At 68.5% G+C, this 14,862-nt stretch carries 13 protein-coding genes and 3 pseudogenes; 8 read left to right on the top strand and 8 right to left on the bottom strand.

Going from position 1 to position 14,862, the window contains the following annotated elements:
* Together AC067M_RS32945 and AC067M_RS32940 are read left to right on the top strand one after the other, a co-directional pair.
* Window positions 1-818: ABC transporter permease (locus tag AC067M_RS32945; RefSeq protein ID WP_478700698.1), on the top strand; the 818-nt coding region annotated here is incomplete at its 5' end.
* 66 nt (window positions 819-884) lie between these two features.
* Complete coding sequence (locus AC067M_RS32940) at window positions 885-2,369, top strand: NAD-dependent succinate-semialdehyde dehydrogenase (RefSeq protein WP_478700697.1); 1,485 nt, start codon at window positions 885-887, stop codon at window positions 2,367-2,369.
* Here AC067M_RS32940 and AC067M_RS32935 read toward each other — a convergent pair.
* Window positions 2,360-2,803 (bottom strand): hypothetical protein, encoded by a 444-nt coding sequence (locus AC067M_RS32935; protein WP_478700704.1) that lies wholly within the window; start codon window positions 2,801-2,803, stop codon window positions 2,360-2,362. The two genes, AC067M_RS32940 and AC067M_RS32935, sit on opposite strands and share 10 nt — an antisense overlap.
* Between AC067M_RS32935 and AC067M_RS32930 the strand changes: the two are divergent.
* Window positions 2,760-3,233 (top strand): annotated as a pseudogene (locus tag AC067M_RS32930) (SDR family oxidoreductase); the annotation flags it as partial. The gene AC067M_RS32935 and the pseudogene AC067M_RS32930 overlap by 44 nt on opposite strands.
* Before the next feature lie 60 nt (window positions 3,234-3,293).
* Here the strand turns inward: AC067M_RS32930 and AC067M_RS32925 are convergent.
* Window positions 3,294-5,003 (bottom strand): MFS transporter, encoded by a 1,710-nt coding sequence (locus AC067M_RS32925; protein ID WP_478700696.1) that lies wholly within the window; start codon window positions 5,001-5,003, stop codon window positions 3,294-3,296.
* Window positions 5,004-5,262: 259 nt separating this feature from the next.
* Between AC067M_RS32925 and AC067M_RS32920 the strand changes: the two genes are divergently transcribed.
* Both AC067M_RS32920 and AC067M_RS32915 read left to right on the top strand, forming a co-directional pair.
* On the top strand, window positions 5,263-5,427 hold the full coding sequence (locus tag AC067M_RS32920; RefSeq protein WP_478700695.1) for a hypothetical protein: 165 nt from the start codon (window positions 5,263-5,265) through the stop codon (window positions 5,425-5,427).
* A 22-nt stretch (window positions 5,428-5,449) separates the two neighbouring features.
* On the top strand, window positions 5,450-5,578 hold the full coding sequence (locus AC067M_RS32915; RefSeq protein WP_478700694.1) for a hypothetical protein: 129 nt from the start codon (window positions 5,450-5,452) through the stop codon (window positions 5,576-5,578).
* A gap of 107 nt (window positions 5,579-5,685) precedes the next feature.
* On the opposite strand, the gene AC067M_RS32910 is transcribed toward AC067M_RS32915, so the two are convergent.
* Window positions 5,686-6,204: a hypothetical protein gene (locus tag AC067M_RS32910; protein ID WP_478700693.1), complete on the bottom strand. Its 519-nt coding sequence runs from the start codon at window positions 6,202-6,204 to the stop codon at window positions 5,686-5,688.
* Between the two features lie 232 nt (window positions 6,205-6,436).
* On the opposite strand from AC067M_RS32910, the gene AC067M_RS32905 reads away from it, so the two are divergent.
* The 3 genes from AC067M_RS32905 (at window position 6,437) to AC067M_RS32895 (ending at window position 10,324) form a co-directional block, all read left to right on the top strand.
* Window positions 6,437-8,083, top strand: a complete 1,647-nt coding sequence (locus AC067M_RS32905) for a PucR family transcriptional regulator (protein ID WP_478700692.1) — start codon at window positions 6,437-6,439, stop codon at window positions 8,081-8,083.
* Between the two features lie 256 nt (window positions 8,084-8,339).
* Complete coding sequence (locus AC067M_RS32900; protein WP_478700691.1) at window positions 8,340-9,800, top strand: amino acid permease; 1,461 nt, start codon at window positions 8,340-8,342, stop codon at window positions 9,798-9,800.
* 77 nt (window positions 9,801-9,877) lie between these two features.
* Window positions 9,878-10,324, top strand: a complete 447-nt coding sequence (locus tag AC067M_RS32895; RefSeq protein WP_478700690.1) for a hypothetical protein — start codon at window positions 9,878-9,880, stop codon at window positions 10,322-10,324.
* A 9-nt stretch (window positions 10,325-10,333) separates the two neighbouring features.
* On the opposite strand, the gene AC067M_RS32890 is transcribed toward AC067M_RS32895, so the two are convergent.
* The 5 genes and pseudogenes from AC067M_RS32890 to AC067M_RS32870 form a co-directional block, all read right to left on the bottom strand.
* On the bottom strand, window positions 10,334-12,835 hold the full coding sequence (locus AC067M_RS32890; RefSeq protein WP_478700689.1) for a DUF4185 domain-containing protein: 2,502 nt from the start codon (window positions 12,833-12,835) through the stop codon (window positions 10,334-10,336).
* 297 nt (window positions 12,836-13,132) lie between these two features.
* Complete coding sequence (locus tag AC067M_RS32885; RefSeq protein WP_478700688.1) at window positions 13,133-13,669, bottom strand: ATP-binding cassette domain-containing protein; 537 nt, start codon at window positions 13,667-13,669, stop codon at window positions 13,133-13,135.
* Between the two features lie 46 nt (window positions 13,670-13,715).
* A pseudogene (locus AC067M_RS32880) lies at window positions 13,716-13,856 on the bottom strand (ATP-binding cassette domain-containing protein); the annotation flags it as partial.
* A 35-nt stretch (window positions 13,857-13,891) separates the two neighbouring features.
* Window positions 13,892-14,179 carry an ABC transporter permease subunit gene (locus tag AC067M_RS32875; protein ID WP_478700703.1) on the bottom strand — a complete coding sequence of 96 codons (288 nt, stop codon included), beginning with the start codon at window positions 14,177-14,179 and terminating at the stop codon, window positions 13,892-13,894.
* A gap of 76 nt (window positions 14,180-14,255) precedes the next feature.
* Window positions 14,256-14,633, bottom strand: a pseudogene (locus tag AC067M_RS32870) (PfkB family carbohydrate kinase); the annotation flags it as partial.
* Window positions 14,634-14,862: the final 229 nt, after the last annotated feature.

Raw genomic sequence — 14,862 nt, 5'->3', positions numbered from 1 at the left:
TCGCCACCGTGATCCTGCTGTTCCTGGCGCTGCCGATCGTCGTCATCCTCGTCACCTCCTTCAGCAGCAACGCCTTCGCGGACTTCCCGCCGCAGGTATGGACGCTGAACTGGTACAAGGCACTGTTCGCCGACGGCAGCAAATGGCCGGCCGCCCTCTCACTGAGCGCCCTGGTCGCCGCCATCAGCACCGTCTTCTCACTCATCATCGGTGTCACCGCCGCGACCGCCCTGACCCGCAGCGAACTGCCGCTGCGCTCGGCGGTCTACGCCCTGGTCCTCGGACCGCTGGTCATCCCGCAGATCGTCACCGCACTCGGGCTGTTCCTGTTCTTCGAGCCCGCCGCGATGCTGGGCAGCCCGATCGCCATCGCCCTGGGCCACACCGTGCTGGCCTCACCGATCGCGGTGCTGATCCTGATCGCGACCCTGCGCGGCATCGACGAACGCCTCGAGGACGCCGCCGCCAGCATGGGCGCCGGCCGACTGACCATCGCCCGGCGGATCACCTTCCCCCTCGCCGCGCCGGGGATGATCGCGGCGGCGATCTTCTCCTTCATCACCAGCTTCGACGAGTTCTACATCTCCCAGTTCCTCTCCTCGGTCGACACCGTCACCCTGCCGGTGCAGGTCTACAACTCACTGACCTTCGAGATCGACCCCAGCGTGACCGCGATCAGCGCGATCCTCATCGCCTTCGCGGTCCTCGCCCTCGGCCTGGTGGCCCTGGTGCGCTGGCTCGGCTCCGGACGGCAGGACTCCCTGCTGTCGGTCGAGAACACCGTAGGAGTCGCCGCTCCCGGAGGCGACGCCGTATGACCACCCAGCGCTCATGCTCCCGTGGCACACCGTCCTGCGATCACCAAAACCGAAAGGGGCATGTGCATGACTGACATGCTTACCGTTCCCTCGTGGGAGGCGGCAGTCCTGGAATCCGTTCCTCGTGGCTTCCTCGCCCACGACTGGCAACCCGCCACCGGTGGGCGCACCTTCGAGGTGCGCAACCCCGCGACCGAAGAAGTCATAGCCACTGTCGCCGACTGCGGCGCACAAGACGCGTTGAGTGCACTGGACGCGGCGGCCGCGGCCGCCGACGGGTGGGCCTTCACCAGCCCGCGGGACCGCGCGACGGTCCTGCACCGGCTCACCGACGCCATGATCGAGCACCGTGAGCGTCTGGCCCGGATCATCACCCTGGAGATCGGCAAGACGATCAGGGAAGCCCGGAGCGAGGTCGATTACGCCGCGGCCTATTTCCGCTGGTACGCCGAGGAGGCGGTCCGCCAGCACGCTCGCAGCACCCCTTCCCCGGACGGCAAGAGTCACATCGTCACTGTCGCCGAGCCGGTCGGGCCCTGCCTGCTGATCACTCCGTGGAACGTTCCGCTGGCCATGGCCGCCCGCAAGGTCGCCGCCGCCCTCGCCGCCGGCTGCACCGCCGTGCTCAAACCGGCCGGGCTCACCCCGCTGTCCTCCCTGGTGCTGGGCGAGCTGGCCCGTGAGGCCGGCGCGCCTGCAGGTGTCCTGACCGTGATCACCAGCAGCGACGCGGCAGCGGTCACCACGGCGCTGCTCGCCGATCCCCGGCTGCGCAAGCTGTCGTTCACCGGTTCCACCTCGGTCGGCAGGCTGCTGCTTCAGCAGAGTGGTGCGCGGGTGCTGCGCACCTCGATGGAGCTGGGCGGCAACGCGCCGTTCCTGGTCTTCGACGACGCCGACCTCGACCTCGCGGTCCGTGAAGCGATGATCGCGAAGATGCGGCTGGGCGGCCAGTCCTGTGTCGGCGCCAACCGATTCCTGGTCCAGGAACAGATCGCCGATGCGTTTGCTGCTGCGATGGCCGAACGGATGGCCGCCACCCGGGTGGGCCCCCCGGACCGGGAGGACACCGGCCTCGGTCCGCTGGCCGACCACCGGGCGGTGGACAAGGTCCGCCACCTCGTCGAGGACGCCGTGGCCCGTGGTGCCGTTGTCATCGCCGAGGCGGACATCCCTGACGGGCCGGGCTACTACGCCGCCCCGACCGTGCTGGACCACGTCCCCGCCGACGCCGCGATCATGCACGAGGAAGTCTTCGGCCCCGTCGCCACCATCCACCGGTTCTCCACCGAGGCCGAGGCCATAGCGGTGGCCAACAACACCGAGCACGGCCTCGCGTCGTACCTGATGACATCCAACATCGACCGCGCCCGCCGGGTCGCCGCCCGTTTGCAGGCCGGAATGGTCGGCATCAACCGCGGCCTGGTCTCCGACGTCGCCGCACCCTTCGGCGGGATCAAGCAATCCGGCCTGGGCCGCGAAGGCGGCCCCGAAGGCCTCCACGAGTACCAGCAGCTCAAGTACCTGTCCCTGCCCGGCTTTCACACCTGAGCGAGCCGGACACAGCGCAGGGCTCGCCCCTCCGACAACGAGGCGTTCCGCCGCGGCGGTCTGGCGCCCTCGCCCAGACCGCTCGCCATGGTGATCATCGGTGCGCTGAACGACTTGTGGCGGACACCCTGGAGTCGGGTCGCGACATCATGGAAGAGCTTGACCTGGCCATCGCTGTCACGACAGCGCTCTTGGCAACGTACTTCGAAGATCGGCGAACCGCCGACGGCTAAGACGTCGTTTCGACCTCGTCTGGATCGAAGCGGTGCAAACACGCGTACCAGCGACGGGCGTTGAGCGACTTGGATGTGGTGGTTGCCGCCGGTGGAGAGGGCGTTGCCGTCAACGGTGATCACCCAGACGGAGAGGTTCTCGCCACCGGCTGTGGCGATGGCGGTCGCGATGGCCGGGCCGAGGTCGTGGGTCGAGTGCATCCTGGGGTGTCGAGGCAGAAGGGCGGTTCAACGGTGTTTGCCGAGGTCGTCACCGGCCTCGCCGGAGTCCTCCCCGAAGCGGATGATCATCCTACAGGCTGTTGTCATCACTGGAGCCGCCTCGGGAATCGGCAGGGCGCTGGCACAGCGACTCTCCCAGCAGGGCTGCCCGGTCGCCGTCGCCGACATCGACGAAGCCGGGCTGACTGCCACCGCCCGGTCGCTGGCCACGCCAACCCTGTCCAGGGTCCTCGACGTACGCAGCACATCCGACATGGCCGCCTTCTCGGACGAGGTCCGACGGTGCATGCCGGGTCGCTTGGGCGCGGTGTTCAACAACGCCGGCGTGGCTGTCAACGCGACTGTGACAGACGCCGACCCCGAGGACGACCAGTGGCTCCACGACATCAACTTCCATGGCGTGGTCAATGGGACCCGCGCCTTCCTGCCCATGCTGCTCGAACAACGGAGCGGTGCGGTGATCAACACATTACCGATTCGCACGCATGGACTCGGTCGCCTTCTCCAAGGAGGCCGAGGTCTCGGGTCGGGCCGCGGCCGCAGTCTCCGATCCCGCCTCTGTCGTACGGTCCTCGCGCGGCAGCAAGAAAGCTGCTGCCACCGTGCCCAGACCCAGGATCGCCGCACCCACCAGACTGGTGTGGGCCACCGCGTCTGAGAAGGACGAGCCGACCGCGTTCGCCATCTGATGGGCTCCCTGGGTGAGTTGGTCGGCCTGTGCCTTCAACTGCGCGGCCTGCTCGGTGCTGCCCGCGTTCGCTGCCTGTTCCGCGAGCTTCCGAGCCTGATCGCCGATGCCCTGGGCGACGCCGTAGCCGGCGCCGACCGAGTCCTGCGCCTGGCTCAGTGCATCGGCCGGGAGCTTGCTGCCCGCGGTGGCGTCCGACAGGCTCGATGAGTACGAAGTCGACAGCACCGAACCGAGGATGGCGATGCCGATCGCCCCGCCCAGTTCCTGCGAGGTGTCGTTGACCGCGCTGCCCACGCCCAGTTCCTCCTCCGGGAACGCGCCGACGATGGCGTCCGTGCAGGGAGAGAGCGCCATGCCGATCGAAAACCCGAGAATGATGAGGGGCGCGAGAAAATCGCCGTACGACGAGGATGCGTCGACCTGGGTGAGAAGTGCGAGCGACGCCGTGCCGCCTACCATGCCAGCCAAGATCGTGGCCTTCATACCGACACGCGGAGTGAGGTAGCCGGTCAGTGCTGAGCCGGCGAAGACCGCTCCGGCGAGCGGCAGCATGCGTACGCCGGTCTCCAACGCGTTGAATCCCAGAACGAACTGGAGATGCTGGGTGAGGTAGTAGAAGGCGCCGAAGACCGCGAGGAAGAACAACACGACGGCGACGTTGGCGCCCGTGAACGCGCGGTTCGCGAATTGGCGCACGTTGACGAGAGGATGCGGATGGCGCAGTTCCCAGAGAACGAACGTCACGATCCCCACGCCCGCGACCACCGCACCCGTGACCGACGTTGCGTCCCAGCCGTGCGGCACCTCGATCAGCGTGAAGACCAGCGCGGCGATCCACACCACCGACAGCAGTCCTCCGACATAGTCGATCCGGCCCATGTGCGTGGCCCTGGACGGCGGTACGAGGGCGAAGGTGCCGACGATGGCGAGGGCGATCACGGGAACGTTGATCAGAAACGTTGACTGCCAGCTGTCACCCTCCAGGAGCATGCCCGCGACCAGCGGTCCGGCCGCGATCGCGAAACCGGCGGTGGCCGTCCAGAGGGTGATTGCCTTTGTCCGCTCGGCGCGCGGGAACGTCGCGGCGAGGAGGGAGAGCGTGGCGGGCATGATGAGTGCCGCGCCGACACCCATCATGGCACGGGCTGTGATGACGCCCGCCGCGCTGTCGACGAGTGAGCCCCATATGGCTCCGGCGCCGAAGATGGCAAGTCCGAGGATGAGCGCGCCGCGGCGGCTGTACTTGTCGCCGATCGCGGCGAACAGCAGCATCAGCGCGGCGTACGGGACTGTGTAGCCGTCGATGACCCACTGCAGGTCGGTGCTGGACAGGTCGAGGTCCTGGGTCATGGAGGGGGCCGCGACCGTCAGGGCGGTGTTGGCCATGACGATCATCAGCAGGCTGAGACAGAGCACGAGCAGCGCCCACCAGCGCCGGGCGTAGGGCCGGCCCATCCTCTCGACCGGTTCGTTCACGAATAGACGCATGGCAGGGCCGTCCTCCCTCGGAGTGGTCCGTGCGCGCACCCCCGCGGGCAGGGGCGCGACGTGCGGAGTGTCAGGAGGAACCGCACCGATCTCAGGGATGCGGCGCCTCCGTTCAACGGACTTTATCGTACGACAAAGTCGTGAGACCAAGTCTGATGGAAGGCTCTGCTGTGGGATGGGTCGCTCACCGCGACGGTTGCCGAAGAGCGGTGCGCGGCACTGCCTGCTGTGGGCCGGTCGGCGAACGATGCCGGTGTGAGTGCCGACCGTGCCGTACAACACGAAGGCCGAGATCTGGGTGCCGACGCAGGGCAAGCCGGTCGCCCCGCCCCGGGGAGTCGTACACGTCCGCGACGACACCTCCGGCGGTGCTGCCTACGGGGTCTACCGGGCGCGAGCGGGCTCGTACCGCTTCAACGCCTGACGCGGGGGGCACACCGCGCCGGGTGTCCCGCACCCGGCACGGCCGCTGCTACCAGGTCGGCATCATGCGGGCCCGCACCTGGACAGTCCTGACCACCGTCATGGGATGCGCCGGCTTCGCCCTCATCGCGGCACCGTGGCCGCTGGTCTGACCTGTCCGTGTGACGCGGGTACGGAGCTGCCCGCCCAGGCCGTTACGGCACGGGCGGGCAGCTCCTACGAGCACATCCCGGGCGACAGCGACAACGATGAGTGTGTTCTAGACCGGCCGGAACCGGTCCGTAGCCGCCAACACGGCCTCCGCCGTGGCATTTCCCGACAGCCCGTGCGCCTCCTCGCCGATCAGCACGAGCTCCGCGTCTTTCCGCACCTGAGCCAGCCGCCACGCGATGTCCGGGGGGCCGCTGATGTCCAAACGCCCGTGGATCATCACGCCGGGGATGCCGGCGAGCTTCCCGGCGTCGCGCAGCAGCGCCCCGTCCTCCAGGAAGCCGGTGTGCCGCCAGTAGTGCGTGACGAGACGAGCGAAGCGCAGCCGGAAGTGCGGGTCCTCGAAAAGGGGGTCGGGCTTGTGCCCCGGGTGGGTGGACACGTGCACGTCCTCCCACCGGCACCACTCCCGCGCCGCCCGTTCCCGTACGGCCGGATCGGCGTCGGCGAGCATCCGGGCGTACGCGTCCACCAGACTGCCGTCGCGCTCCGGTTCCGGTACGGCGTCGCGGAACTGGGCCCATTCCTCGGGGAAGATCCGCCCCATGTCCCGGGTGACCCACTCCACCTCGCGGCGGGTGGTGTTGGTGACGCTGGGCGTGGGTGACCAGGCCCGCGCGGGCCATGTGGGCCGCCGTCTGGCTGGCCGGCAGCCGGCAGGCAGCAGGCAGCAGCCGGCAGGCAGCAGGCCGTAGTGCCACCGGTCGCTCGGACCAAAGCGTTCCCGGAGCGTTGCCGGTTCCCGCCCCCCGGAGGGATAGCATCAGGGACCTGCGTGTTTCCCAGCAGAGGCGACGTTCATGGATCCGGCCGCGGTCACTCCACCCTCAGCGAGCGTCAGCCTGCGCCAGTTGCTGATGGCGCTGGGCGACTCGCTGGTGGAGGTGCAGGCCGCCCCCGCCGGGCTGGACGTCGAGATCCAAGGTGTTGCCCTGCTGGACCCCGAGGACCCTCCGACCGCCCAGCGGGGCGAGTTGGTCCTCGTCATCGGTGCCCGTGGTCGCGCCGCCCTACCCGCGCTGCGGGCCGCCGCCCGCGACGGAGCCGCCGCCGTCGTGGTCAAACTGGACGGTCCCGGCCAGGCCGCGGCGCTCAGTGAGACCGCCGCCGAGGCCGGGGTGGCTCTGCTCTCCCTGCGCGGCGAAGCACGCTGGGAACAGGTGAACGCGCTGGCCCGTGCCGCCCTCGACGACGCGCCTCCGGGCCACCCCGGCGAGGGGGCCGAGGAGGGCGATCTGTTCTCGCTCGCCCAGACCACCGCCATCCTCACCAGCGGCATCGTCAGTATCGAGGACGCCGCGAACCGGGTGCTGGCCTACTCCCGCTCCACCGACTCCGACGAGATCGACGATCTGCGGCGGCGCTCCATCCTCGGCTGGCAGGGACCGGAGGGGTATCTGGCGAAGCTGCGCGAGTGGGGCGTGTTCCAGCACCTGCACTCCAGCGACCAGGTCATCGGCATCGACAGCCACCCGGAGCTGGGCATCCGCCGTCGACTCGCGGTGGCCATCCGGTCCGGGGAGCGGCAACTGGGGACCATCTGGGTGCAGGAGGGCTCGGCGCCCCTGTCCGAACACTCGGAGCAGGCACTGCTGGGCGCGGCCCGGGTCGCCGCACACCACCTGGTACGCCGTCGCCGTGAGCTCTCCGAGGACCTCACCCTCACCCGGACGCTGCTGGCCGGACTGCTGGAAGGGAGCACCGGGCCGCAGCCGCTCGCCACCCACCTGGGGTTCGACGCCGCCCGCCCCGCCGCCGTGCTGGGCTTCTCCTACGGAACCGCGGGAGCCGAGACGGGGCACATGGGCGGCGCACCGGAGCTGACCCACGCCGAGGTCACCAACCTGATCTCGGTGCACATCGCCGCACGGCACCGCAGCGCGCTGGTCACCCAGCTCGATCCCCGTATCTACGTGCTCCTGCCCCAGCTGCCCCGCAGCATCGACACCTACACGCTGCGCGGCTGGGGCCAGGACATCACCGATGCGGCCCGCCGCCACCTGGGCCTGCACCTGCGCGGTTCGGTCGGCTGTGTGGTCTCCGGGCTCGGGAACGCCCCCGAGTCGCGCCGGGAGGCCGATCGCATCCTCGACGCCATGATGGGCGCCGGCCTGTCCACCGCGGTCGCCGCGCTGCCGGACATCCAGGCGGAGGTACTGGTCAGCGAGATGCTGACGCTGCTCTCCGCCCACCCCGAGATACGGGATCCACGACTGACCGCCCTGGTGGCGCACGACAGCCGCCACCAGGGCCGACTGGCCGAGTCCCTGCTGGCGTATCTCAACTCCTTCGGTGACGTCCGGGCGGCCGCCGCCCAGCTGCATGTGCACCCCAACACCCTGCGCTACCGCATCCGTCGGGCCGAGGAGCTGACCGGTCTCGATCTGAGCCGTCCCGACCAGCGGCTGCTGGCCATGCTCCAGCTGCGACTGCCGCCCACCGGCTGAAACCGACTCCGCATTGGCCGGCCGGACAGCCATCGAGGGCGAGTTTGTCCTCCGGAACAAACACCGCGCCCCCTGAGCCCCCATACGCTTGCGCAAATCAAATTCCGTAAGTGACGCGGCTCACCTCCCACAAGGAGACGGAGCGCTCCGCGGCTGTGAACGCTTTCGGGAACGCCAGGGCCATGCATGCCCGACTCATCCGTCGATCCGGGCAGCCACTCCCCGTGGCCCTCCCCACCACTCACTGGATGTCGACATGACTACACGTCCCCTCGATTCTCTGCCCCCCGACGGCACTCCGCCCGCCGGTGGCCGGCCTCCGGAGCAGCCAGGCCTGCGAGCCGGTCTCAAGAACCGCCATCTGTCGATGATCGCCATCGGCGGGGTGATCGGTGCCGGTCTCTTCGTGGGCTCCGCCTCCGGTATCGCCGCCGCCGGGCCCGGCATCCTGGTGTCGTACGTCCTCGTCGGTGCTCTGGTCGTCTTCGTCATGCGGATGCTGGGCGAGATGGCCGCGGCCAACCCGTCCTCCGGCTCCTTCTCCGCCTACGCGGACCGGGCGCTCGGTCGCTGGGCCGGGTTCTCGATCGGCTGGCTGTACTGGTTCTTCTGGGTCGTGGTGCTCGCCGTGGAGGCGACCGCGGGTGCCGTGATCCTGGAGGGGTGGGTGCCGGCCGTACCGCAGTGGGCCTGGGCACTGATCGTGATGGTGGTGCTCACCGCCACGAACCTGGCCTCGGTCGGGTCCTTCGGCGAGTTCGAGTTCTGGTTCGCGGGCATCAAGGTCGTCGCCATCTCGGGCTTCATCATCCTCGGCGGCCTGGCGACCTTCGGTGTGCTGCCCGGCTCCGACCACGCCTCCACCGGTTTCGACAACCTGACCGCACACGGCGGCTTCCTGCCCAACGGCCCCGGCGCGATCCTCACCGGCATCCTGCTGGTCGTCTTCTCCTTCATGGGGAGCGAGATCGTCACGCTCGCCGCCGGTGAGTCCCCGGACGCGCGGCGGGCCGTCGCCAAGGCCACCAGGAGCGTGATCTGGCGGGTCGGCGTGTTCTACGTCGGTTCGATCCTCGTCGTGCTCGCGCTGCTGCCGTGGGACGACCCCTCGATCGCCAAGAACGGCTCGTACGTGGCGGCCCTAGACACCATCGGCATCCCGCACGCCGGGCAGATCATGAACTTCATCGTGCTGACCGCCGTGCTGTCCTGTCTCAACTCCGGCCTCTACACCGCCTCCCGGATGGCCTTCTCCCTCGGCCAGCGCGGCGACGCCCCGCAGTCCTTCGTCCGCACGAACGCCCGTGGCGTCCCGCAGACCGCGATCCTGGCCTCGGTGGTCTTCGGCTTCGTCGCGGTCGCCTTCAACTACCTGTGGCCCGACACGGTCTTCCAGTTCCTGTTGAACTCCTCGGGCGCGGTCGCGCTCTTCGTGTGGCTGGTCATCTGCTTCTCGCAACTGCGCATGCGCGGGATCATCCTGCGCGAGAGCCCGGAGAAGCTCGTCGTCCGGATGTGGCTGTTCCCGTATCTGACGTGGGCGACGATCGGGATGATCGCCTTCGTGCTCCTCTACATGCTCACCGACGACAGCGAGGGCGGTGGCCGCAGCCAGGTCCTGCTCTCCGTGCTCGTCGCCGCGCTGGTGGTCGCGATCTCGTTCGTCCGCGAGCGGGTCCGCCGCAACGGCGCCAAGGAGGTGGCCGCGGTCCGGTAAACCCCGGACCGTCGTACGGCGTTCACGGCTCCCCGCCGCTCTCGGCGGGGAGCCTCTCCGTGTGATAGGGAGGTGGTGTGTCCACTCTGGTAGGCAGTGTCGACGTGCGACCGCGTGTCTCCTACAGCACGATCCAAGTCGGGCCGATGGTCTTCGAGGCGGTCCCGGAGCAGGACGACCTCGTCATGGTGCCGGGCGACGGGCTGAGCCTCACCTCCAGTGCCAACGACTTCCATCCGCTGGTGCGCTTCGAGCTCTGGAGCGAGCAACCGGCCCTCCCGGAAGGGCCGTTGGACTACGAACGCACCTTCCACGGGCGGCTGGAGGGGGCCCTGGGTGTCTTCGACCTGGACGGCCGCGAGTACGGGAGTCTGCCCGTCCCGGAGGGGGACCACCGGATACGGGTCACCTGCCGGGGACGCGATCACCCGCCGGTCGAGACGGCGCTCGCGGAGTTCCCTCCAGAGGGCCCGCACGAGGACCCTCTGGAGGTCTGGGTCATCCAGCTGTGGCCGGGGCGGTGAGAGCCGCCGTCACGGTCGGCCTGCCCGGGGCGGCGCGAGAGTTCCGCCGGTCGGTGACATGGAGAAGCGCACGAACCGCGGTTTGTAGATGCTGGGATCGCGGTAGTGGTGGGCGTCCGTGGCCACCTTGTTGTCGAAGCTGTTCACGTTGTAGGACAGCGTGAACGGCCCCGTCTCGGCTGAGAGCGTGTCGTGGATGTGGGCGTTGTAGGAGAAGATGGTGGGGTCGGCATAGCTGCCGTACGGCCCCGGCTCGGGCATCCGGTACACCAGCGTCTCCAGCTGCCACGGGCCGTGCGGTGAGCAGGACACCGAAGCCCGGATCTCGCCGCTGAAGGCTTCCGTGCTGGTCTGGCTCACCACGGTGAAGCCGCCGTACCAGGGCGTGACGCTGTACTCGTTGGCGATGCCCGTGAAGACGTTCGCAGCCTCCTTCTCGTTCTTCATCCAGCCGCCGGCGCCGGGGTTGAGGTACTCCCAGTCGCCGGTGAGGTCGGTTCCCCTGACGCGGGCGACACGCATCTTCTTGTTGGTCGGGGCGTCGTCCACGCCGTAGACGTAGGTGTAGCCGTCACCGCTGCGACTGGCCGGCAGGATGGCGGAACCCCAGCCCACGCCCGGAGTCGAGGGGAGCGGGTCGACGTAGAGGGGCTCGTGGCCGTGTGTGGTGGTGAGGTCGCTCAGGGAGAACCACGCCACGAAGTTCGCTTTGTGCTTGAAGTCCCAGTCCCCGGGGCCGAATTTGTAGTACTCCTGGAAGACGACTTGCAGGTAGTTGGTGCCGCCTTCGTTGTGGATCAGCCCGTCGCCCAGCCAGTACCAGTGCTTGTCGGCTGCGGGGGTCATGAGTCCCCGAGGCACCGTCTTGGTTCCGCCGCGCAGTGTGGTGAGCTTGTCCCCGTCCTTCAGGACGAAGGTGCTGTTGACGAGCGGGGCGCTGGTGGGCCGGGTTCCGTCGCTGTTCAGGGGACCGAGGAACGTGTCCGAGAAGAGGAAGAGGACCCGGCCGTCGGGGAGTTTGACGGAGAACGTCGAGTCCCCGCCCGTCCATCCGTCCGGAGTGGTCTTCGCGTAGTCGAGGAACGTCTGTTCCGGAGGGGCGGTCTTCTGCGTGTTGGAGACCACCGGCTGTCGCAGGTCGCACTGCCGGTCGACGATCGGCGACGAGAAGCCCTCGGGCTCTTGAAGACCGGGGTACTTGCCTCCGTCGGCCGCCACCACGTCCACGAAGAACTCGTCGGTGTTGATGACGCGTTCGGTCCGGTAGAACTCCTCCAGGAGCCGTCCCGCCGCCTGGTTGTCCTCCTTCTTGAGCGGACGGACGGAGTAGTGGTGCGTCTCCACGTCCGGATCATTGGATCCGGCCCAGGCTCCCTGATTGGTCGAGGCCATAGGGTACTCGTCGCAGTCCCGCGTGCTGTTCCGGCTGTACTGCGACCCGAAGTTGGTCCGGCAGGTGGCGATGGCCTTGTTCCGGTTCGCCGTGTGGGTGTTGTCCTCCGGGGTCCCCGCCGCGCCGGCGAGTCTCGACAACGGCCGATCACTCTGTATCGAGCCGGGCATGTCCTTGTCCTGAACGGACGGCGGACGCGTGAGGTTGGGCTTGAACTGGGCCGTCCAGACGTGTTTCGCCGTCTGTGCCACGTCGGGTTCGGCCCTGAACGTCCAGATGGAGCGGACACCGTCGAAGACACATCCGTACGACTGCCTGCCGACCGGCCACTTCTGGTACCTGGCGGTGTCGCACCTGAACCCGGTCTCGCCCGGGAGGATGACCGGGGAAACGGAGGGGTACCGCCCCGCAAGAAGGGTCCCCGTCAGGTCGAAATCGAAGAACGCTATCTTGTCGGGGCTGGTGTTGGTGCCCGCTGGAGAGGTGTACTCCCAGTCGGCGTACCCCGCTTCCATCCACCCCTGCACCGTGTCCGTGCGCCCGTTTCCCGCAGCGGCCTGACAGGGCGCACCCGACGTGTACGTCGTGCAGACACCGGTGAAGGAGACCGTCGCGGCGTAGTCGACCCGGCCGAACGGAACCGGATCATCCAGCATCATCCAGTACTTGACCTTCCGGGCGGTGGGGTCGTCCTTGTCCTGGTATCCGTGCCCCATGACACCGATGCGGAAGTTGATGTTCCCCACCTCGACGCAGCCGTTTCCGGGAGGTGGCCCCTGGCAGTTCTCGAAGAAGTGGAAGTACGCGCGCCGGTGCATGCACCACATGAAGTGATCGAGGATCACCGTGGTCTTTCCCGCCGGATAGGGGGCGTTCCAGCACTTGGTCATGCTGTCGCTCGGGAAGTCACCCGTTAACCGGGGTTCGGTGCGTTCCCGTTGCGCGTAGGTGTTGCGCTTCCGTATCTCCGCTGGTAGTTCCTTCTGGACGCGGCTCTTCCGCGCCTTGGGGGTTATGGGCTTGGCGGCTCCCTTCTTCAAGGGTTTCGCGCCGGGATTCGTACCGTCGGTCACGACGACCAGCCCGGACTTTCCGTTTCCCGTGTCCGCGGAGGCCATGGGTGCCGTCAGGGAGAGGAGGAGGGCCGTGAGGAGGATTCCGATGGTCTTGGAACTTCTTGTCCTGGATCTTCTTGTCCTGGATCTTCGCAAGATCGTCTCCAGCCGCAGTCAGTGTGGCGCGCGTGCCGAAGGCGTACGCACGTGACGGGCCTGGCAGACGTTACATGTCCATGCCATACCTATGAAGTGCCTGTGAGCGTTCCTGTCGCGAAAACATGAGGCCGGTTCTGCCCCTGGCGTGGGGCAGAACCGGCCTCGTCGCCGGTGAAAGAGCCTGTCGAAGTCGGAGGTCGCTCAGGCGAGGGGCTTGCCCTCGCGGTGTCGGCGCAGACCCTCGGGGCCTTCCACGACGGCGGCGGTGAGTTCCTCGACGCTGGTGTCCTCACGGCGTACGTCGAGGATCTTGCGCCCGTGGTTCATCACGATGTGCCGGTCGCAGATCTGGAAGGCGTGGTGCAGGTTGTGGGTGACCAGCACCGAGCTGACGCCCTCCCGCTTCAACTGGAGCAGGTAGTCGCGGGCGATAGCCACGGCCTGTTGCTGACCGCCGGAGAGCGAACCCACCAACTGCCGAGGGCTCTTGATGCCCTCGATGGTGACCACGCTGTCGAGGATCTGTGCGGCGATCTCGTCCATCTTCCTCAGCCTCAGCAACCCCAGGGGATTGGTGAGTTCACGGCCCATGAAGATGTTCCGGGTGATGGTCATGGACGGCACCAGGGCGGAGTCCTGGAAGATCGTCTCGACACCGCGCTTCTCGGTCTCCTGACGGTTGAGCGTGGTCAGCTTCTCGCCGCGCCACAGGTAGTCGCCCTCCTCGGCGGTGACCACGCCCGGACATGGTCTTGACCAGCGTCGACTTGCCGGCGCCGTTGTCGCCGAGCAGACCTACGACCTCACCCTGATGGATCGTGAAGCTGACGTCGTCCAGGACGGTGTTGGCTCCGTACCGCTTGGTGATGCCGGACAGCTCCAGTAGCACCTCGCCGGTGCGCTCCGCGGTGGCGGTGGGGGACATGGTTGCTCCGTTTCCGGCGACGGCCTCGGCGGCGCTCACTTCGCCTTCCCCTCGATCATGCGGTTGAAGAAGGCCGCGGCGACGATGATCAGACCGACGAAGAGGTCCAGGTAGAAGCCCGGCGCACCACCGAGCAGCAGGATGTCCTGCACGGTGAGGATGAGGGCCGCGCCGAGGACCGTGCCCAGGACGCTGCCGCGACCGCCGGACAGCGCGACCCCGCCGACGACGGCGGCGGCGATGGCCTTCAGCTCCATGCCGCGGCGGGTGCCGGGCTGGACCGAACCGGTCCGGACCGCGGTCCGGACCGCGGCGAGCGCCACGCACAGACCGAGGACGGCGAAGTTGAGTCCTTCGAAGGGCAGCCGGTCGTCGACGTCCTGGGAGTCCCAGGTGGCGCGTACCCAGCCGTGGGAAGACCCGGGCTCGACGCACCGCGTCCAGATCCAGCTCGTCGGCGCGGATGTCCAGGTCCGGCGCCTTCGGCAGCCGGTAGAAGTACAGGGGGAAGTCGTCCGGCGGGAAGATCTCGCAGAACGTCACCGGCGTCGGCGCGATGTCCGACACCCCCACGAACGAGCCGTCCACCCCGTACCCGGTCAGCGCCTGCCGCACGAACGCACGGAACGGGTCACGGCCCGTCTTGGTGATCACCGCGGCCGATCGTCCGTACCGGGCCGCCGCCACCGCGACGTTCGTCGGGCTCCCGCCCAGGTACTTGCCGAACGAGGTGACCTCCGCCAGCCCCACACCGGTCTGCAGCGGAGACACATCCACCGGGAGATTTCGAAGGACGGGGGAGGAGCCGAGGAGCGGCGCGCCTCGGTGCTCGGACTGACCGGCAATGACCTCGTCCTCGTCGTCGCCGGCATCTGGCGGATCGACCCCGAAGGTGAGGAAAAGGCGAAGCGGGGGGGGGGGGGGGGGGGGCGGTGGGGGGGGGGGGGGGGGGGGGGGGGGGGGGGGGGGGGGGTGGGGGGGGGGGGGGGTGCGCGGGGGGGGGGGG

This window comes from Streptomyces sp. NPDC043427 (genome assembly GCF_056436655.1).
The sequence above is the reverse complement of the archived record's forward strand: the minus strand, read 5'-3'. Positions and strand labels throughout refer to the sequence as shown.

Bases quoted from the DNA above. Each gene is read 5' to 3' on its own strand.
- AC067M_RS32940 (WP_478700697.1), top strand. From the start codon at position 885: ATGACTGACATGCTTACCGTTCCCTCGTGGGAGGCGGCAGTCCTGGAA.
- AC067M_RS32905 (WP_478700692.1), top strand. From the start codon at position 6,437: ATGGATCCGGCCGCGGTCACTCCACCCTCAGCGAGCGTCAGCCTGCGC.
- AC067M_RS32890 (WP_478700689.1), bottom strand. From the start codon at position 12,835: ATGGCCTCCGCGGACACGGGAAACGGAAAGTCCGGGCTGGTCGTCGTG.
- AC067M_RS32925 (WP_478700696.1), bottom strand. From the start codon at position 5,003: ATGCGTCTATTCGTGAACGAACCGGTCGAGAGGATGGGCCGGCCCTAC.
- AC067M_RS32900 (WP_478700691.1), top strand. From the start codon at position 8,340: ATGACTACACGTCCCCTCGATTCTCTGCCCCCCGACGGCACTCCGCCC.
- AC067M_RS32935 (WP_478700704.1), bottom strand. From the start codon at position 2,803: ATGCACTCGACCCACGACCTCGGCCCGGCCATCGCGACCGCCATCGCC.